The following is a 23,025-nucleotide window of genomic DNA, read 5'->3' as shown; positions in this document are numbered from 1 at the left end:
CGGTGTATGTTGGCGTTTTATATTCAAAAATTAATGATATGAACACCATCGTATTTGTTGAAGATGATCCCGAAGTTGGCTCACTGATTGCAGCCTATTTGGCCCGGCATGATATTGAGGTTATCCTTGAACCTCGTGGTGATTTGGCTGAGGAGAAAATCCTGCACGTTCAACCCGATCTGGTGTTATTAGATATCATGCTGCCGGGCAAAGACGGGATGACTATCTGCCGAGATTTACGCGGACGCTGGCAAGGCCCGATTGTCCTGCTCACCTCGCTGGACAGCGACATGAACCATATCCTGGCACTGGAAATGGGTGCCTGTGACTATATTCTGAAAACCACGCCGCCAGCGGTGCTGCTGGCTCGCCTGCGTCTGCACCTGCGTCAGAATGAGCACTCTACCCAGTCTAAAGGCATTCAATCGGCGACCATCACACCGCACACAACGCTGCGCTTCGGCACACTCACTATCGACCCAACCAACCGCTCCGTGCTGCTCGGCGGCGAGCAAGTTTCTCTTTCCACCGCTGATTTTGAATTACTGTGGGAGTTGGCAACCCATGCCGGGCAGATTATGGACCGCGATGCGTTGCTGAAGAACCTACGTGGCGTAAGCTATGACGGCATGGATCGCAGCGTAGATGTCGCGATTTCCCGGTTACGCAAAAAACTGCTCGATAACGCGACTGAACCTTATCGAATCAAAACAGTGCGCAATAAAGGTTATCTCTTTGCACCCCACGCCTGGGACGACGAGCCACAGAAGTAATGCCACCGGGCCGATCTCATTGATCGGCTGGATTATTCACAATACGTTACACTGTCACTTAAAATCGTCTACAGAACAGGCATACAAACACCATCCGACGCCGTTCCACACTTTTTGTGTGGCTGTTACCCTCCCCCCTCCCTATAATCCGTCGCGGTCCTGAACCCTTATGGTTCATCATTTTTTTTCGCACTAACAAAACTCTTTCCGGCATTTCAGGTGCTGAATGAGGCAAGAGGCTACAATATGTTCGTTTCGCTCGCGTATATCGCGTTCTTTTTGGTTTGTTCATGGGCAATTTTCAGAATCAACCAAAAAAGTCACTCTCTTTCAAAAAGCGTCTTCATCGCTATTTTTACGGGTGCCGTTATCGGTTTATCCCTGCATCTCATTGCTGCTGACGAAAGAAAAACAGTTATCGACTGGTACAATGTTATCGGCAACGGCTATGTGAATTTACTGAAGCTGGTTGCGGTACCGCTGATTTTCATCTCTATTCTTTCAGCCATTAATAAGCTCGAAAACAGCGCTGGCATTGGGAAAATGTCGTTAACCATCGTCGGATGCATGCTCTGTCTGGTAATGGTTGCCGGTTTTATTGGGCTGTTGACTGCGCATGTATTAGGCCTGGACGCCAGTGCGTTTGTTCATATGCAGTCCACGCTGACGGCAGACGATGTAAATAAAACAGCCGCCATTTCACTGCCTAAACTGGTTACATCTCTGATCCCCACGAATATCTTCCTCGATCTAACAGGGGCAAGAAGCGTTTCCGTCATTGGCATTGTTATCTTCACCCTACTTGCCGGCGTGGCATTATTAAAGGTCAAACAGGACGCCCCGCAAGAAGGTGAAAAATTAAGTGCTGGCATTAACGCTATCCAGATTTGGGTGATGAAAATGGTGCGTATCGTTATTGCTCTCACCCCTTATGGTGTGATGGCATTAATGGCTGGCGTATTTTCCGCGTATCGATTTGAACAATTTGCCAGTCTGTTAGGCTTTATTGCTGCCTGTTACCTTGCGATTCTGATGATGTTTATCGTCCACGCACTGATACTGGTTCTGAGCGGTAATAATCCCGTTCACTATTTTAAAACTGTCTGGCCAGTTTTAACCTTTGCATTTGTTTCACGCAGCAGTGCAGCATCTATTCCACTAGCTATTTCCGCACAAGAAAAATTTGGCGTGCAAAACACCATTGCCAATATTGCGGCTTCATTCGGCTCCAGCATGGGTCAAAATGGCTGTGCCGGGATCTATCCGGCTATTATGGTGGCGATGATTGCTCCAACAATTGGGATTGATCCGCTATCAGTACATTTTTTGCTCGCCATGCTACCTGCGATTGCGCTGGGTTCTATTGGGGTGGCGGGTGTAGGCGGTGGCGGAACATTTGCTGCGCTGATCGTCCTTTCAACACTGAACTTCCCGGTCGCGCTGGTGGGGATTTTCATTGCTATCGAGCCTGTCGTCGATATGGCCAGAACGGCATTAAACGTGAACGGTTCGATGATGTCTGGCGTGCTGGCTAACAGGCTCCTGAAAAAGAGTGCTGAAAAACCACAACCCGTGAACGCGAATTAGTCAGTCCTAAAAAGATCAAAGCCTTCCTGTTGCTGGAAGGCTTTCTTTTGTGTCAACTAAACGTCAGCCCGTCGTATTTTTTCCAACGGTAATTTACGGCAGAGATAATCCAGCAGCCGATAAAGACGCCAATAATCGCAAAACCGACATTCCCCATATGGTCACTTAAATTGCTGACGGTATCCCACAAACCACCCTGGAGCGAAAACGCGTCAGAGAGAAGCCCCAGCGCCTCCAGTCCGCCAATAAATAGCGCTACAATCACGGAAGTCCCGGTAATGGTCATATTGTAATAGAGCTTGCGTTGCGGCTTATTGAACGCCCATCCGTAGGCCTCAACCATCAGAATACTGTCGAGACAATCAATTAACGCCATACCGCAGGTAAACAGCGCCGGGAACACGAGAATTGACCAAACCGACATGCCACTGGACGCGCTTGAAGCAGAAATTCCCAGCAAAGAAATTTCAGTGGCGGTATCAAAACCCAGACCAAAAAGAAAACCGACAAAATACATATGCCAGTCTTTGCCTACCAACCGAAACGCTGAGCGGAAAAGCCAGTTCAGAGGACCTGAAACTGTAATATCTTCCGTGGTGCCATCGTAAGTACCGGTGCGTTTAAGATGGCGGAATGCCTTCCAGACCTGGCAGAAAATAATGAGATTAATGGTAGCCAGTATCAGCAAAAACGCGGCAGAAACCGAAGTTCCTATCAGACCGCCGACATTCTGAAACCATGCCATATGTTGCTTAAACACGCTGGTGGTCAGTGCAATGCCTATGCTTGCCAGTACCACAATGGTGGAGTGTCCCAATGAAAACCAGGCTCCCGTCGTCAGGGCGCGTTTTTTCTGCTGCATGAGTTTACGTGTAGCGCTGTCTATCGCGGCGATATGATCGGCATCGACAGCATGGCGCAAACCGTAGCACCACGCAATCAGACTCAGTGCAAGCAATGACGTGTTGTTGCTAAACGCGGTGAAAGCCCACAGCCACGCCACGATGTTTGCCCCAATGAGTAAGACCATCAACAAAAGAATATTCGGGCGTTTTTTAAATAATGAAAACAATGCGTTCATTGTTTCCCACCAATTAAATTTGAGCTAAACAACACACCACCACTCACTGATTAATTAATATAACGTTGATCAGGCTAATGATAACTCTTAAGAATTACTAACCCAGTGTCGTAGATCAAAGTTGATTATCACCTGAAGCAAGTTCCGCCATCGCTAGCTCCGCGATACGCAGAGGTACCGTTGCGCTGTCCCCCTCTTGCAGAAACCAGACGGACGACAACCCACACCAGGCAACAATCCACATCAGCAAACGTTGCCGTTCAATTCTTGCGATTTCAGACACAATGTTGACTCGTTGTGTGAATGTTTCCGGCTCAATGGCAACAGGTCTGGTGGGTTCGGCAAGATCAGGGTTAGTAAAAATATTGGCGTAATCAAAGCCACGCTCGCCTAGCAGCCCTTTGGGATCGATAGCCAGCCATCCTCTCGTTCCGAAATCAAGAATATTGCCGTGGTGTAGGTCGCCGTGTAATACGACTTCATCTTGGGGTGAAGATAGCAGTACATTTGCCACCGCTGCACAACGCGTCAGGATACCGCCATGCTTTTTCGCAGCAGGAGCCAGGTCGCTAAACCAATGGTGCAGAGGTGTTAACGCTGGCGTAGACGCATTCCGGGAGAAATGGAGTCTACTGGCAGCATGGCAAATAATGCGACAAGCCTGCGCATCGTTACCAGTCCAGGACATGTCCGCTAAAGACCCTGTCCCTGTCGCACGTTCCAGCAGAATCGCCCCTGCTGCATGAGCAAGTACTTTCGCTGCGCCATTTCCGTTCCACCAGACCATGAGTTCACAGCCGATCCGTTCACTGTCATCGTCGGTGATTTTAAGTATGGCTTTCTGACCGTCCCTGATGACCACTACAGGCAAAAGCTGTGATGTGTGTGTTTCAACCGGTTCACCATCTGGAGTGAGTCCCCAACGGTTGAGCCAGGTGTTGAACAGGCGATTTTCCAAACAATATCCTCATTTTTCTCTGGAAGATGGTAACCAAAAGGATCCGTGTCGGCATTATTCCTGTTTTCTTTTGGTTGAGCTACAACCTCCCACAGCCGTCATCACTGACTTAACGGGTTGAGCACTAACAGGCACATCCTTGTGTATCTGTGTGCCATGCTGACTGTGTTCGGTAAATAAGGAGGACACGATGATCACGTTATGCAAAACCTGTGGAACATCCTATGAGGTAACTGGTGCCCATCCGGAACAGTGCGATATCTGCCAGGATGAACGCCAGTATGTCCCTGCGAGCGGACAGGAATGGGTCGATTTTACCGCCCTGTGTGCATCGCATACAAATAAGTGGAAGCAACACGACAGTACTCTCCTCAGCATCCGCACCGTTCCTGATTTTGCAATTGATCAGCGCGCGTTTATTCTGCGTACCTCTGAAGGCAATATTTTATGGGACTGCATTGCCTCGCTCGACGATGCCACAAAAACGCTAATAACGTCCCTTGGCGGGCTTAAGGCTATCGCGATATCGCATCCTCATTACTACACCACCATGCAGGACTGGGCTGCAGAATTTAACGCACCGATTTACCTTCATGCCAGCGACAGAAGGTGGGTAATGCGCGACAGCCCGTGGATTAGATTCTGGGATGGCGACACCATTGAGTTAACCCGTGACGTCACGGTGATACGTCTCGGCGGACACTTTGCTGGCGGCTGCGTCCTGCACTGGGCGCGTGGCGAAGGCGTGGTGCTTTCCGGCGACATCGTCCAGGTTACGCCAGGTGCGCATGCCGTCTCCTTTATGTGGAGCTACCCTAATATGCTACCGTTGCCAGCTGCAACGGTCAGCAACATTACCCAGAGACTGAGTACAGTGAAATTTAAGCAACTTTACGGCGCATTTGCAGGAAAAGATATTACGCAAAATGCCGATGAAATTGTGCGACGTTCAGGTGAAAAGTATATTTCCTGCCTCAGATAAACCGGCAGTTTATTCACCAACCATACTCAAGAAGGTAAAAATGGATAGAACTGATAAACCACGCCCATCACAGAAATACTCACTATCACACTGATAATGAAGTAGGTTTTGAAAGGCTGCTTTTGTGTTTTATGGCGAAAGATTTGTTGACCCGCTATCGCGCCACCCCATCCGCCCACAACGCCAAACACCAGCAATGTGGATTCCGGCACTCTACGCCAGTCCTTGCGTGCCGCCATTTTGTCCACGCCGTATAACAGCAACGTCAGTATGTTGGCGAGTAGAAACCATATAACAAGAGGGTGAGCGGTGAAAATGCAGCCGATCGCTGCAAAAATGAGTAGCGAATAATAACAGCGATTGAGATTCATATTTTCAGTCACAGCAGTTTTCAGGAAGTTTCGTGACCCATTATACGCAAGGTCAGTCATACCTGCCATGGGTGAGAATACCCCTTTTGTTTTTATGCCTATACCCCCAGAAATAGCGGAAATTCTCTGGTCTGCGGCGTACCTAACAATTCAAACAAGAGAACCGTTTTCATTATTCAGAACAAATGGTAATTTATTAAATCCAAATGGAGAAATTGTTCTGGAGTCGCAGGGATGAGAAAATACTCATATCCATATTTGTTTTTTGTCACCGTCTTATCTCTCGGCGCAATTTTTCTTTTTTACTGGTGGAAGGTAACGATATACAGAGCGACTTTTCTCTACCCGCTCACATCCAAATACCTCATACTTATTTCTCTGGCAGTGTCATTTTTAATTACCTTATTTCTGGTAGGTAATGGGATAATGAAAAAAAGTCCCTTCCAAACTTATATGAAATTATTTGGTAGCATCAGCATTGTCATGGTGCTGTTTTCAGTGATCACAGTTATGGCGATAACCTGGTTCATTCCAGGTGTCCCCTCGTCCTATACCGCTCCATACACCTACTCTACAGGAAGTTCTAAAAGCTGTTCGGGGGCTGATGTTGACGATCCGGATCTCGGGACTAACATCAGAATTTGCTATCCCGAAGGTAACTACGAATATAACAACACAATCTACGTTGAGAAACGAAGTAACCTTTTAGGTGCGGTCGTAACATACGCCAGAACAACCCCATCCCGATTTTGAATAACTTGCCGCGTACAAAGCAATGCGTTATCAAGCGAAAGGTCATTTCGCCCCCGTAGGGGCCATAAGAATGCAGAAAAGAGTTATACAGTGTACTCTGCCTGGATAAACACGCCAGATGGTGATCAGATAACCTTTCTGCTCCCACGCATCGGCGGATATTGCTGTGCCCCTTTTCCCCTGAGGGACACGAGAACTCGCTAACTTATTGAGCGTTCGGTGATTTTTATGAAGAAACTGTTTGTGCAGTTTTACCTCCTGCTGTTTGTCTGCTTTTTGGTGATGACCCTGTTGGTCGGCCTGGTATACAAATTCACCGCAGAACGCGCAGGCAGACAGTCGCTCGACGATTTGATGAAAAGCTCGTTGTACCTGATGCGCAGTGAACTACGCGAAATCCCGCCACGCGATTGGGGTAAGACGCTGAAGGAAATGGACTTAAACCTCTCATTTGACCTGCGTGTTGAACCGCTGAATAAGTACACACTGGATGCCCCAACCATGCAGCGTTTGCGCGAAGGCGATATTGTGGCTCTTGACGATCAATACACCTTTATTCAACGCATTCCTCGCAGCCATTATGTGCTGGCAGTCGGCCCGGTTCCTTACCTCTATTTTCTTCATCAAATGCGCCTGCTGGACATCGCGCTGATGGCTTTTATTGCTATCTCACTGGCCTTCCCGGTACTGATCTGGATGCGTCCACACTGGCAAGAAATGCTAAGACTCGAATCCGCCGCACAACGTTTTGGTGAAGGACATCTGAGTGAACGCCTTCATTTTGACAACGGTTCCAGCTTTGAGCGCCTGGGCGTAGCGTTTAACCAAATGGCCGACAATATCAATGCGCTGATAGCCAGTAAAAAACAGCTCATCGATGGTATTGCCCATGAGCTTCGTACTCCGCTGGTACGTTTACGTTACCGGCTGGAAATGAGTGATAACCTCACCGGGCAGGAATCTCAGGCGCTTAATCGTGATATCGGCCAACTGGAAGCGTTGATCGAAGAGTTACTGACCTACGCCCGCCTGGATCGCCCGCAAAATGAACTGAAGCTCAGTGTACCTGACCTGCCTGTTTGGTTGACAACCCATCTGGAGGATGTGCAAAGCGTGAATCCTGGCCGTACGGTGCACTTACGTCATCTCGAAACTGGCGACTACGGCGCGTTGGATATGCGCCTGATGGAGCGGGTCCTGGATAATTTGCTGAACAATGCCCTGCGCTATTGCCAATCTACAGTGCAAGCCAGTCTGCTGCTGAACGGCAATCAAGCCACGCTGGTAGTGGAAGACGACGGTCCCGGTATTGCACCAGACGCTCGCGAACAGGTTTTTGAACCGTTTGTACGCCTTGACCCCAGCCGTGACCGGGCAACCGGGGGTTGTGGGCTTGGGTTAGCCATCGTCCACTCAATTGCTTTGGCTATGGGGGGGACGGTCGTCTGTGATGAAAGTGAACTTGGCGGCGCCCGGTTTACTTTCCGTTGGCCCGTCTGGCATAACATTCCCGAAATCTCAGCTGCCTGACCTATTCTGCTCGGTGGTCAGGCGGCGGAGGTTGTGCTATAAAAAAGTATGTTGTAACTAAAATGGTAAACCTATGGCCCGTTACGATCTTGTTGACCGCCTGAACGGCACCTTTCGCCAGATGGAACAAGAACTGGCACTTTTGAACGAAAACCTGTTGCAGCAGACGCTGCTGATTGCGCGCGTATTCTCGTTACCGGAAGTGGTTAAAGAGGCAGAGCATGCCCCTCTGCAGAGCATTAATGTTAAGCAGCATTTAGGCAAAGAGGCTGAAGCGCTGGCACTGCTCCATTACCGTCACCTGTTTATTCAGCAGCAGTCCGAAAACCGCAGCAGCAAAGCAGCCGTCCGCCTACCGGGTGTATTGTGCTATCAGGTTGATAACGCGACGCAATGTACTCTGGAAGAACAAATCCAGCGTATAAACCAGTTGAAAACCACCTTCGAGCGCATTGTTACAGTGGAATCAGGGCTGGCGCCGGCAGCACGTTTCGAATGGGTGCATCGTCATCTGCCAGGGCTGATTACTCTGAATGCCTATCGCACGCTAACCGTAGTCCGCGATCCGGCCACCCTACGATTTGGCTGGGCTAATAAGCACATCATTAAAAACCTGAAACGCGATGAAGTACTGCAGCAACTGGAAAAAAGCCTGACGTCACCGCGCAGCGTACATCCATGGACACGTGAAGAATGGCAGGCGAAGCTTGAACGCGAATATCAGGATATCGCTGCCTTACCACAGCAGGCCCGCCTGAAGATCAAAAGACCGGTAAAAGTGCAGCCTATTGCCCGCGTCTGGTACAAAGGAGAGCAAAAACAGGTGCAATATGCCTGCCCGACGCCGCTGATTGCTTTGCTTAATAACGACAACGGTATGACCGTACCGGATATCGGTGAGTTACTGAATTACGATGCCGAAAACGTTCAGCATCGTTTTAAACCTCAGGCGCAGCCGTTGAGATTGATTATTCCCCGGCTGCACCTGTACGTTGCGGATTAACTGCCTGGCCGCATGCTGCCAACCATCAGCTCCGGGCGTACCCAGCTGTCGAACTCCGCTTCGGTTAGATATCCCAGCGCCAGAGCGGAGGCTTTTAAGGTCAACCCTTCTTTATGGGCTTTTTTGGCAATTTCAGCCGCTTTATCGTAACCGATATGGGTATTGAGCGCGGTCACCAGCATTAGCGACTCGTTGAGCAGTTGATCGATTCGTTCACGATTAGGCTCAATCCCCGTTGCGCAGTGTTCGTTAAAGCTTTCCATACCGTCCGCCAGCAGGCGTACCGACTGCAGGAAGTTGTGGATGACCATCGGTCGATAGACGTTGAGCTCAAAGTTACCTGACGCCCCGCCCATGTTGATGGCGACATCGTTGCCCATCACCTGGCAGCAAAGCATAGTCAGCGCTTCACACTGGGTTGGATTGACCTTGCCCGGCATGATCGAGCTGCCCGGTTCGTTTTCCGGAATTGAAATTTCGCCAATACCACACCGGGGACCGGATGCCAGCCAGCGTACATCGTTGGCGATTTTCATCAGCGACGCTGCCAGTCCTTTTAGCGCGCCGTGAGCATGAACCAGGGCATCGCAGGTGGCGAGCGCTTCAAATTTATTCGGTGCGGTAACGAACGGCGCACAGGTGATGACCCGCAGTTCATCCGCAACCCGGCGGGCGTATTCGGGATGAGTGTTCAGTCCGGTACCTACCGCAGTTCCCCCCAACGCCAGCTCCGCCACGTGCGGTAAGCTGTTTTCAATGTGTCTGAGGTTATGTTCTAGCATTGCAACCCAGCCGGAAATCTCCTGGCCAAGCGTAAGTGGAGTTGCATCTTGCAGATGTGTACGACCAATTTTAACGATATCGGCGAAAGCGTGGGACTTATCACTGAGCGTTTTGGTCAATACATTTAATTGAGGGATCAGTGATTTACGCAGCGCCAGCAGTGCGGCAACGTGCATTGCAGTCGGGAAGACATCGTTCGAGCTTTGGCTTTTATTGACATCATCGTTGGGATGTACTTTTCGCTCCATCCCCCGCACGCCGCCCAGCAACTCGCTGGCCCGGTTTGCCAACACCTCGTTCATGTTCATATTGCTTTGCGTGCCGGACCCAGTTTGCCAGATGGCTAGCGGGAACTCATCGCGGTGTTTATCTGCCAACACCTCATCTGCAGCCTGCATAATAGCCCTGGCTTTATCCTCCGCCAGCAGCCCAAGATCCTGGTTAACCTTTGCCGCGGCGCGTTTAGTCAGCGCCAGCGCATGGATCAACGAGACCGGCATTTTCTCCGTAGAGATACGAAAATGCTCCAGTGAACGTTGGGTTTGCGCGCCCCAAAGCTTATCGGCAGGAACATCAATCGCCCCCATTGAATCATTCTCGCGGCGTACCGTTACCATTACCTGCTCCTTACATTAACAGTTGATTAGGTTATGTTTCGACATTGCCCACTTGCGTTGGTCTTATGAGTATTAACGAGGATAAAACTGTCGTTTGGTGGTTCGTGCGGTAAAAAAAAACCGCCCCGAAGGGCGGTTGACGTTACTTAACGCAGCGTGCGCACTGCGACGTCTGAATTTGCTGGAAGAAATCATTGCCTTTGTCATCCACCAGGATAAACGCCGGGAAATCTTCCACTTCAATTTTCCAGATGGCTTCCATCCCGAGTTCCGGGTATTCCACGCACTCCAGACTCTTGATACTGCCCTGGGCCAGCACCGCGGCAGGGCCGCCAATACTGCCTAAATAGAAGCCGCCATGTTTATGGCAAGCATCGGTCACCTGCTGGCTACGGTTGCCTTTCGCCAGCATAATCATGCTCCCACCAGCGGCCTGAAGCTGGTCAACATACGAGTCCATACGCCCGGCCGTGGTTGGGCCAAGCGAACCAGAGGCGTAGCCTTCCGGCGTTTTTGCCGGACCGGCGTAATAGATCGGGTGATCTTTAACATACTGCGGCAAACTTTCACCGTTATCCAGACGTTCTTTCAGTTTCGCATGCGCAATATCACGGCCAACAATAATTGTACCGTTGAGTGACAAACGCGTAGAGACCGGATACTGCGACAGCTGGGCCAGGATCTCTTTCATCGGACGATTGAGATCAACGCGCACCGCTTCGCCCTCTCCCGCCTGACGCAACTCTTCTGGAATATACTTACCTGGATTATGTTCCAGTTTTTCGATCCAGATACCTTCACGGTTGATTTTGGCTTTGATATTACGGTCAGCAGAACAAGAGACGCCCATACCAACCGGACACGACGCGCCGTGACGCGGCAGGCGGATCACGCGGATATCATGCGCGAAGTACTTCCCGCCAAACTGCGCGCCCAGCCCCAAATTCTGCGCTTCAATCAGCAGCTCTTTTTCCAGCTCCACATCACGGAATGCCTGCCCATGTTCGTTACCTTCGGTCGGCAGCTCATCGTAGTATTTAGCCGAAGCCAGTTTCACCGTTTTCAGCGTAGCTTCCGCTGACGTTCCGCCGATCACAAACGCAATGTGATACGGCGGACAAGCCGCAGTACCCAGCGTACGCATCTTTTCAACCAGGTAATTTTTTAATTTGCCCGGCGTGAGCAGCGCTTTGGTTTCCTGGTACAGATAGGTTTTGTTCGCCGAACCGCCACCTTTGGCAATACACAGGAATTTGTATTCATCGCCGTCGACGGTATACAAATCAATCTGTGCTGGCAGGTTGGTGCCGGTGTTCACCTCTTTATACATATCCAGCGCTGCGTTTTGTGAATAGCGCAGGTTGTCTTCGATGTAGGTGTTATAGACGCCTCGAGCCAGCGCCTCCTCATCGCCACCACCGGTCCAGACACGCTGACCTTTTTTACCCACGATAATCGCGGTTCCGGTGTCCTGACAGGTCGGCAAAATGCCTTTTGCCGCGATGTCAGAGTTACGCAGAAATTGCAGGGCCACATACTTGTCGTTTTCGCTGGCCTCTGGGTCGCGCAGAATATCGGCTACCTGCTGTTGATGTGCGGGACGAAGCATAAACGACGCATCATGAAAGGCCTGACGAGCCAGCAGGGTTAAAGCTTGTGGCGCGACTTTAACAATCTCCTGCCCTTCAAATTCGGCAACAGAGACATAGTCGCTGGTCAGCAGATAGTATTCGGTATCATCCTTTTTGAGGGGGAAAGGATGCTGATAATGAAAGGGTTTGTTTGACATTGTGCTCTCACTTACTGCTCGGTCTGGTTATTCTCTGGGCAGATGTTCCGTTGCCCTGCTTCCCTGCCGCAGATCCGGTTGTAGAAGGAAGGGCTGTCTGCAACCGGAATCTCTCAGGGTATTAAAAGCGAGTCTCCATATCCTACACATTTTTTTAACAAAAACTGAGACAAGTACGACTTTTTACATGTGCAGGTTACTTCCCTCAGGGTTTCTTGGTTTAATAGCCGTAGAAAATTCCACATTGAAACAGGGCTTGATAATGCAAAAACTCATCAACTCAGTGCAAAACTACGCCTGGGGAAGTAAAACGGCGTTAACGGAACTCTATGGCATTGCCAACCCCACTCAGCAACCGATGGCTGAGTTGTGGATGGGTGCGCATCCGAAAAGCAGTTCGCAGGTTCTGGGCGCTGACGGCCAGACGGTTGCTCTGCGCGACGTTATCGAGCACGATAAATCCGCACTGCTGGGCGATGCCGTTGCGCAGCGTTTTGGTGAGCTGCCCTTCCTGTTTAAAGTGCTCTGCGCTGCACAACCGCTTTCGATTCAGGTTCATCCTAACAAGCACAACTCTGAAATTGGATTTGCCAAAGAAAACGCCGCAGGGATCCCGATGGATGCGGCTGAGCGCAACTACAAAGATCCTAACCACAAACCGGAACTGGTTTTTGCTTTGACGCCTTTCCTGGCGATGAACGCATTCCGCGAGTTCTCTGACATTGTTGCATTGTTACAACCCGTCTCCGCCGCACATCCGGCTATTGCGCATTTCCTGGAAGAGCCGAGTGCAGAACGTCTGAGCTATCTTTTCGCCAGCTTGCTGAATATGCAGGCTGAGGAGAAATCCCATGCGTTGGCGATCCTGAAATCAGCGCTGAACAGCCAGCAGGGTGAACCCTGGCAAACCATCCGTCTGATCGCCGACGTCTACCCGAACGACAGTGGGCTCTTCTCCCCGCTGCTGCTCAATGTGGTGAAACTCAATCCAGGCGAAGCTATGTTCTTATTTGCCGAAACCCCGCATGCTTACCTGCAAGGTGTGGCGCTTGAGGTAATGGCTAACTCGGACAACGTGCTGCGTGCCGGACTGACGCCAAAATATATTGATATCCCGGAACTGGTCGCCAACGTACAGTTTGTCGCCAAGCCAGCAAACCAGTTACTGACCACGCCGCTTAAGTCTGATGGCGAACTGGACTTCCCGATCCCGGTTGACGATTTTGCGTTCTCCCTGCATGAGCTTACTACCAGTGGCGCAGATATCAGCCAGCAAAGTGCGGCCATTTTGTTCTGCATAGAAGGTGAAGCTGTACTGAGCAAAGGCGAGCAACGTCTGGTTCTGCGACCGGGTGAATCGGCCTTTATTGGCGCGAATGAATCGCCGGTTAACATCAGTGGCGCAGGTCGTTTAGCCCGGGTTTATAACAAGCTTTAGCAAGATACTGATATTTTTAACAACTCTTGCTAAGCTGTAGTGAGTTAAAGACATGTCACTCCTCCAGGCGTCTTAAAACGCCTGGTTTTATTTTATGGATATCGAAATGAAAAAATCGCTGGTAGCTGCGGGTGTGGTGGTTGCGCTGGGTATCGTCTGGACGGGCGGCGCCTGGTACACAGGTAAGAAACTTGAAACGCATCTCGCCGAGATGGTGACGCAGGCAAACGATCAGTTAAAACGTTTCTCCCCTGAGGCGGGTATTGAACTGAGTTATCAAAACTACCAGCGCGGGGTGTTCAATAGCCAACTGCAATTGGTGGTGAAACCAATAGCCGGGCAGGCAGATTCCTGGCTGAAACCGGGGCAAAGTATTGTCCTGGATGAAACGGTGGATCACGGTCCCTTCCCACTGGCCCAACTGAAGTCACTGAATCTGGTTCCGGCTATGGCCTCCGTGAAAACGACGCTGGTGAATAACGACGTTACCAAACCGCTGTTTGATATTGCCAAGGGTGAGTCGCCATTTGTCATTAACTCCCGTATCAGCTACAGCGGCGATACCCGTTCCGATCTTTCCCTTAAACCACTGAACTACGAGAAAGGCGACGAAAAAGTAGCCTTCAGCGGCGGGGAATTCCAGTTTACAGCAGACAAAGAAGGTAACGCTGTCTCGCTGACAGGCAATGCGCAAAGCGGCGTGGTCAATGCGGTCAACGAGTATGACCAGAAAGTACAAATGACTTTCAATAATCTGAAGACTGAGGGTTCCAGCAGTATTGCCAGCTTTGGTGAGCGCATCGGCGACCAGAAATTGTCACTCGAAAAACTGTCGATCTCGGTCGAGGGTAAAGAGTTGGCGGTTCTGGAGGGCATGGGTATCGATGGCAAATCCGATCTGGTTAACGACGGTAAAACTGTCAACAGTCAGCTGGATTACACGCTGAACAGCCTTAAATTGCAGGGCCAGGATATGGGTAGCGGTAAGCTGACGCTGAAAGTTGCCCAGATTGACGGTGAAGCCCTGCATCAGTTCAGTCAGCAGTATAGCGCCCAAACCAAGGCGCTGATGGCGCAGATCGATGTGGTACAAAATCCTGAGCTTTATCAGCAAAAAGTCACCGAAGCTTTCTTCAATGCGCTGCCGATACTGATGAAAGGCGAGCCGGTTATCACCATTGCCCCGCTGAGCTGGAAAAATGCGAAAGGTGAAACTGCATTTAATCTGTCACTGCTGCTAAAAGATCCGACAGCAAATACTGAGGAACCACAAACGCTGGCTCAGGAAGTGGATCGTTCGGTCAAATCACTGGATGCCAAGCTGACGATTCCGGTCGATATGGCGACTGAGTTCATGACGCAGATCGCCAAAATTGAAGGCTATCAGCAGGAGCAAGCGGCCGATCTTGCGAAGCAACAAGTGAATGGCTTGGCGGCAATGGGTCAGATGTTCCGTATTACAACGATGCAGGACAACGTCATCGGCTCCAGCCTGCAATACGCAAACGGACAGGTTACGTTAAACGGACAAAAAATGCCGCTGGATGAGTTTGTTGGCATGTTCGGTATGCCTTCTCTCGGCGAACCGGATGCCCCGGCTATCCCGCAACAGTAAATACGCGTGACAACAGGCCCGATAACCGTGTGTTTATCGGGCCTTTTTTATTTGGCCACCACCAGACGGGCGGAAAGCGTCAGGTTACGCGAATGACCATCATCGTGCCCAATGCGCTGCAGCATGCGCTCAGCAAGGGTATATCCCATTTCACGCGCAGGCGTGCAGGCCCAAATAATGGGGATATCGTCCAGTGCATTTTCCGCTACATCGGCAAATCCCGCTAAGGAGATCTGCTGTTCGAAATAGCGATCTACGCCAATTTCACCACTCTGACGCCCCGCTCTCATCAGGCCAAACCAGGCGCCAACGGCAATGGTTTCGTTGTAGCACACCACTGCGCTGATCGTTGGGTTACGACGTAACAGCGCGGTTACCTCCTCTGCGGCCTGCTTCTGGCTGGATGAACACTCCAGCACCCAGTCGCTATGAAACGGTAAACCATACTTTAGCAACGTCGTACAATAGCCGCCGACACGCTCTGCGCGAGTCAATGAGGAACTCTGCCCCCCCAACCACGCTATTCGCTGATGTCCGTGGCGGATAAGATGTTCAACCAGCAATTGCGAAGCCTGCATGTTGTCAGGTCTGACGGTGTCGGCATCATCCAGGTAGCTTGCCCGAGAAGCAAACACCACCGGTATCCCCTTATCGGCGGCCAGTTGTTGTAGGTCGTCGCTACTGCCGGCAGCCCCGGCGATCACCACACCATCAACCCCTTGATTTAGCAACATAGCGAAACGCTGCGCGAGCTGTTCGCCATCTTTGCCACCATGTAATAAAAAGACCATGCGCCCCTGCGTTTCTAATGCTTCCGTCAGACCCGCCGTCAACTCGGCGTAAAACGGCGTAGAAAGATCGCGCACAATCAAACCAATTACCCCGCTCTGCCCGCCACGCAGCGCCGATGCCTGGCGATTACGCACAAACCCGAGTTGCTCAATAGCGGCATTCACGCGTTCGCCTGTCGCGGATGAAATACGACCTTTTCCACTAAGCACCAATGAGACAGTACTGACCGAAACGCCCGCGGCCAGCGCAACATCATGGATGGTTATTTTTTTGGCTATAGCCATAAAAACGGAAAACTCCCTGATAACGTGACGGATAAAACGTTTTATCAATCACTTATATTTATACGCCCTATTATCGTTCGATAATGTGATTTATACCGCACTAAAATTAGGTAAAACGTTTTATCTTCTCGCCATCATTAGTCAGCTAGCTTTTACGAGGAGTCGTTTGATGACGACGAGAACCACACCAAAAATAACGTTATGGGAATTTTTCCAGCAGTTGGGCAAAACCTTTATGCTCCCCGTAGCGCTGCTCTCATTTTGCGGGATCATGTTAGGAATCGGCAGCTCGTTAAGCAGCCATGATGTCCTGACGTTGATCCCGGCATTGGGGAATCCGGTACTGCAGGCCATCTTTACCTGGATGAGCAAAGTAGGCTCATTTGCGTTTAGTTTCTTACCGGTGATGTTCTGTATTGCCATACCTCTCGGCCTTGCTCGCGAGAACAAAGGTGTAGCGGCATTTGCCGGTTTTGTTGGTTATGCGGTCATGAACCTTGCCGTCAACTTCTGGTTAACCGCGAAAGGTATCTTACCTACCACGGATGCCGCGATCCTGAAGGCCAACAACGTGCAGAATATCCTGGGGATCCAGTCGATCGATACTGGGATCCTCGGTGCTGTTATTGCCGGGATCATCGTCTGGATGCTGCATGAACGTTTCCACAACATTCGTCTGCCGGATGCGCTGGCTTTCTTCGGCGGCACCCGCTTTGTGCCTATCATCTCCTCGGTGGTGATGGGGCTGGTCGGGCTGGTTATTCCCCTGATCTGGCCGGTTTTCGCCATGGGCATTACCGGGCTCGGCCACATCATCAACAGCGCGGGAGAATTTGGCCCAATGCTGTTTGGTACCGGTGAACGTCTGCTGCTGCCGTTTGGTCTGCATCATATTCTGGTGGCGCTCATTCGCTTCACCGAGGCTGGCGGCACGCAAGAAGTCTGCGGTCACAGCGTGAGCGGCGCACTGACTATTTTCCAGGCCCAACTGAGCTGCCCGACAACACAAGGTTTCTCTGAAAGCGCAACCCGCTTCCTGTCGCAGGGCAAAATGCCTGCGTTCCTCGGTGGTTTACCGGGGGCAGCGCTCGCTATGTACCACTGTGCTCGCCCTGAAAATCGTCATAAAATTAAAGGGTTATTAATTTCCGGTCTTATTGCCTGTGTGATCGGCGGTACCACCGAGCCCCTTGAGTTCTTATTCCTGTTCGTTGCCCCAGTTCTGTATGTGATCCACGCCCTGCTGACCGGTCTTGGCTTCACTGTGATGGCAGTGCTTGGCGTCACCATCGGTAACACCGACGGTAACCTGATTGACTTCGTGGTGTTCGGCATCCTGCATGGACTCTCTACCAAGTGGTATCTGGTCCCTGTTGTGGCGGCGATCTGGTTCGCGGTGTACTACGTCATCTTCCGTTTCGCCATCACACGCTTCAATTTGAAGACACCAGGTCGAGACGTCGAAATTGCCAGCAATATCGAAAAAGTAATGGCTGGAGCGCCGGGTAAATCCGGTTACAACGTCCCTGCCATTCTGTCGGCGCTTGGCGGTGCGGAAAACATCGTTAGCCTGGATAACTGTATTACCCGTCTGCGTTTGTCAGTGAAGGATATGTCTCTTGTGAATGTACAGGCACTGAAGGACAATCGCGCCATTGGCGTAGTGCAACTCAATCAGCATAATCTTCAGGTCGTTATTGGCCCACAGGTCCAGTCAGTGAAAGACGAGATCGCAGTTCTGATGAACACCGTACAAGCTTAAGGACAATGACATGTTTGATTTTTCAAAGGTTGTGGACAGGCATGGTACCTGGTGTACTCAGTGGGATTACGTTGCCGACCGTTTTGGTTCAGCCGACCTGCTGCCATTCACCATCTCCGATATGGATTTTGCCACCGCACCCTGTATTCTGGAGGCGCTGACTCAGCGCCTGTCACATGGCGTGTTGGGTTACAGTCGCTGGAAAAATGATGAATTTCTTGCGGCGATTAGTCACTGGTTTCTATCGCGTCATGATACCCAAATCGATCCTCAGTCGCTGGTTTATGGCCCCTCGGTCATCTATATGGTATCGGAGCTGATCCGCCAGTGGTCTTCTGCGGGTGATGCGGTGGTGATTCATACGCCGGCGTACGACGCGTTTTACAAAGCAATTGAAGGTAATCAACGCGTGGTGCGCGCTGTCGAACTGGAAAAACGCACTGACGGTTGGTACTGCGACATGGCCGCGCTCGAGAATGCCCTGTCTCGTCCAGAGAGCAAAATTCTTCTGCTCTGTAGCCCACAAAATCCGACGGGCAAAGTGTGGACGCGTGATGAGCTGGAAACCATGGCAGAACTGTGTCAGCGCCATGGTGTAAAAGTTATTTCCGATGAGATCCATATGGATATGGTATGGGGGGATCACCCACATATCCCCTGGAGTAATGTCGCGCGCGACAGCTGGGCGCTGCTCACTTCCGGTTCAAAAAGTTTTAATATTCCGGCACTGACCGGGGCTTACGGAATTATTGAAGACGCTCAAAGCCGTAACGATTATCTCTGCGCATTAAAAGGTCGCGATGGTCTTTCCTCACCAGCAGTGCTCGCGCTGAGCGCACATATTGCCGCCTATCATCAGGGAGCAAGCTGGCTTGATGCGCTGCGGGATTACCTTACCAGCAATTTGCATTACGTCGCCCGCGAGCTTAATGCCGCATTCCCCGAACTGAACTGGCAGGTTCCGCAATCCACCTATCTGGCATGGATTGACCTGCGTCCGCTCAACATTGATGACCACGCATTGCAGGAAGCGCTCATCCACCAGCAGAAAGTCGCCATCATGCCCGGATACACATACGGCGAAGAAGGACGCGGTTTTGTGCGCCTGAATGCCGGATGTCCACGATCCAAACTTGAAAAAGGCGTTCAGGGGTTGATTAACGGCATACGTTCTGTACGCTAATAAAGTTTGCGCAATGAAATTATTCATTGCGCAACATAGATTTTTATCCCGATTTTTTCTTATAATACGACGCACTTTACCTAAATACACGAGTGCGACCATGATTGATACTTCCCTCCCCTTGACCGACGTCCATCGCCACCTTGATGGTAACATCCGTGCCCAAACGATTCTGGATCTGGGTCGTCAGTTCAATTTAACGCTCCCGGCACAAACGTTGGAAACGCTGATCCCTCATGTGCAAGTGACATCCACTGAGCCAGATTTAGTGAGTTTTCTATCCAAGCTCGACTGGGGCGTGAAGGTACTGGCCTCGCTGGATGCCTGTCGCCGCGTGGCATTTGAAAATATTGAGGATGCAGCACGTAACGGTCTGCACTATGTAGAATTACGTTTTTCACCAGGCTATATGGCGATGGCGCATCAACTCCCGGTGGCAGGTGTGGTTGAAGCCGTCATCGCAGGCGTGCGCGAGGGCTGCAAGACCTTTGGCGTCGAAGCACGCTTAATTGGCATTATGAGCCGTACTTTTGGCGAAGCCGCCTGTCTGCAGGAACTGGATGCGCTGTTAGCCCACCGAGATCATATTACGGCACTGGATCTAGCCGGTGACGAACTGGGATTCCCTGGCAGTCTGTTCCTGTCCCATTTCAACCAGGCACGCGACGCCGGCTGGCATATTACCGTGCATGCGGGCGAAGCCGCGGGACCAGAAAGCATCTGGCAGGCCATTAAAGAGCTGGGCGCTGAGCGTATTGGTCACGGCGTTAAAGCCGTTGAAGATCGTGCGTTGATGGATTACCTCGCCGAGCATCGTATCGGCATCGAATCCTGCCTGACATCAAACATTCAGACCAGCACCGTTGCCTCACTAGCGAACCATCCGCTGAAAACGTTCCTTGAGCATGGCGTTATTGCCAGTTTGAATACGGACGACCCGGCTGTTCAGGGTGTGGATATTATTCACGAGTACACCATTGCCGCACCAGCTGCAGGCCTAACGCGCGAACAGATCCGCCAGGCGCAAATCAACGGTCTGGAAATGGCATTCCTGAGTAACGAAGAAAAACGAGCCTTGCGCGAGAAAGTCGGCGCAGCGTAACGGGTAAAGTGCTGAATGGCGCTAACGCTTATCCGGCCTACGTTGGTTTTCATTGTAGGCCGGATAAAATGCCTGAGCATCTCCATCCGGCATTAGTCCAATCAAGCAAGGCACAGCGTCGAACGATGTTTCGCAGATTCGATACCCAGCTCAATCAGCTCCATAATTTGGATAGCCTGTCTCGCCGGTACCGGGTTTTCACCGTTACCGTTTAACGCATCACGAATGCCAGCATAGTACGCCGGATAGTTGCCTGGTACAGTAAGCCAGGTTTCTTCAACCTGCTCTTCGCCTTCTACTCGCGTCAAAACGCCATCGCGCATATCATAACCCCAGTCTTCCTGTGGTAGTCGCTCGCCATTTTTAAGACGCTCTTCCTGCGGGTCAAGACCATACTTCACATAGCTGCCACGCGATCCGTGCACAATATAACGGGCCGATTCTGCGGCAGCGAGCATGGTGCCATGCAGGATCACACGACGCTGCGGATACGTCAGGATGGCATGGAAGTAATCCGTCGCCTGCGCGCCTGGACGCAACTGGGCCAGGTCTACCGTCAGGCTGACGGGCAAACCAAACAGATTAATCGCCTGATCCAAAAGATGCGGTGCTAAATCGTACCAGATACCGCTTCCCGGACCGCCCTGTTCACGCCAACGGTCACGAACCTGCGGGCGGAAACGATCGAAATGGGATTCGAAATACGCCACCTCTCCCAAAACACCATCCGCCAGCAGAGCTTTCAGCGTCAGAAAATCACTGTCCCAGCGACGGTTATGGAACACAGACAGCACGCGCCCGAGGCTGCGCGCCAGCGTATCCAGCTCACGAGCTTGTGACAGTGTCACAGTAAAAGGCTTATCAACAACCACATGTTTGCCCGCTTCCAGCGCAGCTTTCGCTAATGGAAAGTGTGTGTCATTAGGCGTGGGGATCACAATCAGGTCGATATTTGGATCGTTAAAAAGATGCTTAGGCTCAGCAACAACCGCCACCGTAGGCCAGTCTGCCTTCACTTTTGCTTCATCACTACTGGAAACTGCAGCCAGTTCCAGGCCCGGCGTGCCCACAATCAGGGGGGCATGGAAGGTTTTACTGGCATAACCATAGCCAATTAGCCCAACGCGGATGTTGTCACTCATGTTATTGCCTCTCAATTCAGGACTGACCTATTTCACACCATACCTTGCAACGTCTCAATAGTTTAATAACCTTCGCGCTACAAAGGTTGTTTTTAACTTAAGTCAAACATATGCCACTTATGCTTAACTTGCAGCGAAAAAGAGGGAGAAATCGTTCCCAACCATCTTGCTGTATTAATGAGAGATTAGTAACATTTGCAGCCTGTGTTTATGGATAAATCAAAGCAAATGTCATCAGTAATGAATCGTCTTATTGAATTAACAGGTTGGATTGTTCTCGCCGTCTCCGTGATCCTGCTGGGTGTTGCCAATCATATTGACAATTACCAGCCACCAGAGCCCGTTGCGGCAGTGCAGAAGAAATAAGCATCCGCAACCTTTTATTGCCCGGCAATTAACATTGGTAGTTGCAGGGTTTGCCGGTAAAAGATCGCTTTCTGTCAAAAAAAGCGAATTATGCCGCATCCCGCTCCGCTGCATATTGCCAGCGATCGCTAAGCGCGTTACCCTTGCCGAAGACGCGCATAGCGCCTGCTTTTTCACAGGTATGAACACTCTTCTTACATTTGCACGTAAATCCGCTTTTACCTGTGCACGTTGTTTATTTTTATATTTTCTACTCCGTTGGTATTATTTTATTAATATGGATCTGCATTTATGACTGTTCAGGATTACTTATTAAAATTCCGCAAAATCAGTTCACTCGAAAGTCTGGAAAAACTTTTCGACCATTTAAACTACACGCTCACCGACGATAGCGACATGATCAATATGTACCGTGCCGCAGACCATCGCCGTGCGGAGCTTATATCCGGAGGCCGTCTGTTTGATGTTGGTCAGGTACCTAAATCAGTCTGGCATTACGTGCAATAGAGAAGAAAGTAGCGCTCAACGTTAAAAGCTTTATAATAATCGCCCCAAAATGAATGGCATGATTGATTGCGCGCGTAAAACTGGAGAAGAGATGACTACCACACCGGCACAACGTATCGGAGGCTGGCTACTTGGGCCACTGGCCTGGCTGTTAGTCGCGTTGTTGAGCGCTTCGCTGGCGTTATTACTTTATGTCACTGCGCTGGCAACACCGCAAACCTTCAAAACGCTGGGTGAGCAAAGTACAGCAAATTTGCTGTTATGGGGCGTCTCCTTTGTTACCGCGATCGCCATGTGGTATTACACACTGTGGCTGACAATTGCGTTTTTCAAACGCAGAGCCTGTGTGCCCAAGCATTACATTCTGTGGCTGCTGATCTCCGTGTTGCTGGCGATTAAAGCGTTTGCGTTTTCACCCGTCCCAGACGCTTTTGCGGTGCGCCAACTGCTGTTCCCATTATTGGCCGCAGCACTGTTGGTGCCCTACTTCAAGCGATCGCAGCGCGTTAAATCGACGTTTGTGAACCCGTAATAACCCTACAGTTAACCTGTTGTCGCCTGTTGTAGATTGTCAGATAATAGGCGGCTTTTTTATTTCAGGCCGAAA

Annotated in this window: 21 protein-coding genes; 14 read left to right on the top strand and 7 right to left on the bottom strand. The window is 50.7% G+C overall.

From position 1 onward, the window contains the following. The first annotated feature begins 29 nt into the window (after window positions 1–29). Entirely contained in the window at window positions 30–773 is a 744-nt protein-coding gene (rstA, locus tag SK34_RS18050; RefSeq protein WP_170926231.1) for a two-component system response regulator RstA, read from the top strand. Between the two features lie 246 nt (window positions 774–1,019). Then, window positions 1,020–2,360: an L-cystine transporter gene (locus SK34_RS18045; protein ID WP_003836391.1), complete on the top strand. Its 1,341-nt coding sequence runs from the start codon at window positions 1,020–1,022 to the stop codon at window positions 2,358–2,360. Between the two features lie 52 nt (window positions 2,361–2,412). On the opposite strand, the gene SK34_RS18040 is transcribed toward SK34_RS18045, so the two are convergent. Next, window positions 2,413–3,441 (bottom strand): HoxN/HupN/NixA family nickel/cobalt transporter, encoded by a 1,029-nt coding sequence (locus tag SK34_RS18040; protein ID WP_032935803.1) that lies wholly within the window; start codon window positions 3,439–3,441, stop codon window positions 2,413–2,415. Between the two features lie 115 nt (window positions 3,442–3,556). After that, window positions 3,557–4,399 carry an aminoglycoside phosphotransferase family protein gene (locus tag SK34_RS18035; RefSeq protein ID WP_016150204.1) on the bottom strand — a complete coding sequence of 281 codons (843 nt, stop codon included), beginning with the start codon at window positions 4,397–4,399 and terminating at the stop codon, window positions 3,557–3,559. A gap of 190 nt (window positions 4,400–4,589) precedes the next feature. Here SK34_RS18035 and SK34_RS18030 point away from each other — a divergent pair, with 190 nt between their 5' ends. Then, complete coding sequence (locus SK34_RS18030) at window positions 4,590–5,381, top strand: MBL fold hydrolase (RefSeq protein ID WP_048233693.1); 792 nt, start codon at window positions 4,590–4,592, stop codon at window positions 5,379–5,381. Between the two features lie 26 nt (window positions 5,382–5,407). Here the strand turns inward: SK34_RS18030 and SK34_RS18025 are convergent, their stop codons facing one another. After that, window positions 5,408–5,752, bottom strand: coding sequence for a DUF1294 domain-containing protein (locus SK34_RS18025; protein ID WP_048233853.1), 345 nt, complete (start codon window positions 5,750–5,752; stop codon window positions 5,408–5,410). A gap of 234 nt (window positions 5,753–5,986) precedes the next feature. On the opposite strand from SK34_RS18025, the gene SK34_RS25130 reads away from it, so the two are divergent. From SK34_RS25130 to tus, 3 genes are all read left to right on the top strand, one after another. After that, window positions 5,987–6,505 (top strand): hypothetical protein, encoded by a 519-nt coding sequence (locus SK34_RS25130; protein WP_048233691.1) that lies wholly within the window; start codon window positions 5,987–5,989, stop codon window positions 6,503–6,505. 228 nt (window positions 6,506–6,733) lie between these two features. Further along, window positions 6,734–8,035 carry a two-component system sensor histidine kinase RstB gene (gene rstB, locus SK34_RS18015; RefSeq protein ID WP_003028962.1) on the top strand — a complete coding sequence of 434 codons (1,302 nt, stop codon included), beginning with the start codon at window positions 6,734–6,736 and terminating at the stop codon, window positions 8,033–8,035. 73 nt (window positions 8,036–8,108) lie between these two features. Beyond that, window positions 8,109–9,038, top strand: a complete 930-nt coding sequence (gene tus, locus SK34_RS18010) for a DNA replication terminus site-binding protein (protein WP_048233689.1) — start codon at window positions 8,109–8,111, stop codon at window positions 9,036–9,038. Here the strand turns inward: tus and fumC are convergent. Both fumC and fumB read right to left on the bottom strand, forming a co-directional pair. Continuing rightward, the gene (gene fumC, locus SK34_RS18005; RefSeq protein ID WP_003028966.1) at window positions 9,035–10,438 is read right to left on the bottom strand and encodes a class II fumarate hydratase; all 1,404 of its coding nucleotides are present in this window, start codon (window positions 10,436–10,438) and stop codon (window positions 9,035–9,037) included. The genes tus and fumC overlap by 4 nt on opposite strands. A gap of 142 nt (window positions 10,439–10,580) precedes the next feature. Further along, window positions 10,581–12,227, bottom strand: coding sequence for a class I fumarate hydratase (fumB, locus tag SK34_RS18000; RefSeq protein WP_003028969.1), 1,647 nt, complete (start codon window positions 12,225–12,227; stop codon window positions 10,581–10,583). Between the two features lie 262 nt (window positions 12,228–12,489). Between fumB and manA the strand changes: the two genes are divergently transcribed. Together manA and SK34_RS17990 are read left to right on the top strand one after the other, a co-directional pair. Next, window positions 12,490–13,665, top strand: coding sequence for a mannose-6-phosphate isomerase (gene manA, locus SK34_RS17995; protein ID WP_048233687.1), 1,176 nt, complete (start codon window positions 12,490–12,492; stop codon window positions 13,663–13,665). Window positions 13,666–13,771: 106 nt separating this feature from the next. Beyond that, the gene (locus SK34_RS17990) at window positions 13,772–15,280 is read left to right on the top strand and encodes a YdgA family protein (protein WP_003028973.1); all 1,509 of its coding nucleotides are present in this window, start codon (window positions 13,772–13,774) and stop codon (window positions 15,278–15,280) included. Between the two features lie 47 nt (window positions 15,281–15,327). Here the strand turns inward: SK34_RS17990 and SK34_RS17985 are convergent, their stop codons facing one another. Then, entirely contained in the window at window positions 15,328–16,356 is a 1,029-nt protein-coding gene (locus SK34_RS17985; protein ID WP_048233685.1) for a Mal regulon transcriptional regulator MalI, read from the bottom strand. Between the two features lie 169 nt (window positions 16,357–16,525). On the opposite strand from SK34_RS17985, the gene malX reads away from it, so the two are divergent. From malX to add, 3 genes are all read left to right on the top strand, one after another. Beyond that, complete coding sequence (gene malX, locus SK34_RS17980; protein ID WP_003836411.1) at window positions 16,526–18,118, top strand: maltose/glucose-specific PTS transporter subunit IIBC; 1,593 nt, start codon at window positions 16,526–16,528, stop codon at window positions 18,116–18,118. A gap of 10 nt (window positions 18,119–18,128) precedes the next feature. Then, the gene (locus tag SK34_RS17975; protein WP_048233683.1) at window positions 18,129–19,301 is read left to right on the top strand and encodes a MalY/PatB family protein; all 1,173 of its coding nucleotides are present in this window, start codon (window positions 18,129–18,131) and stop codon (window positions 19,299–19,301) included. Window positions 19,302–19,401: 100 nt separating this feature from the next. Then, window positions 19,402–20,403: an adenosine deaminase gene (gene add / locus SK34_RS17970; protein WP_003843551.1), complete on the top strand. Its 1,002-nt coding sequence runs from the start codon at window positions 19,402–19,404 to the stop codon at window positions 20,401–20,403. A gap of 101 nt (window positions 20,404–20,504) precedes the next feature. Here add and SK34_RS17965 read toward each other — a convergent pair whose 3' ends face one another. Then, window positions 20,505–21,545, bottom strand: a complete 1,041-nt coding sequence (locus SK34_RS17965) for an oxidoreductase (RefSeq protein ID WP_003836419.1) — start codon at window positions 21,543–21,545, stop codon at window positions 20,505–20,507. Window positions 21,546–21,785: 240 nt separating this feature from the next. Here SK34_RS17965 and blr point away from each other — a divergent pair, with 240 nt between their 5' ends. The 3 genes from blr (at window position 21,786) to SK34_RS17950 (ending at window position 22,950) form a co-directional block, all read left to right on the top strand. Continuing rightward, a complete protein-coding gene (gene blr / locus SK34_RS17960) occupies window positions 21,786–21,911 on the top strand; it encodes a division septum protein Blr (RefSeq protein ID WP_003029134.1) in 126 nt (41 codons plus the stop codon). Between the two features lie 291 nt (window positions 21,912–22,202). Continuing rightward, entirely contained in the window at window positions 22,203–22,418 is a 216-nt protein-coding gene (ydgT, locus tag SK34_RS17955) for a transcription modulator YdgT (RefSeq protein ID WP_003029138.1), read from the top strand. Window positions 22,419–22,509: 91 nt separating this feature from the next. After that, window positions 22,510–22,950, top strand: coding sequence for a DUF2569 domain-containing protein (locus SK34_RS17950; protein WP_003832803.1), 441 nt, complete (start codon window positions 22,510–22,512; stop codon window positions 22,948–22,950). Window positions 22,951–23,025: the final 75 nt, after the last annotated feature.

Origin of the sequence: Citrobacter sp. MGH104 (assembly GCF_001034485.1) — a bacterium.
Lineage (GTDB): Bacteria > Pseudomonadota > Gammaproteobacteria > Enterobacterales > Enterobacteriaceae > Citrobacter > Citrobacter freundii.
Note: the sequence above shows the minus strand (reverse complement) of the source record. Positions and strands in the feature narration are given on the sequence as shown.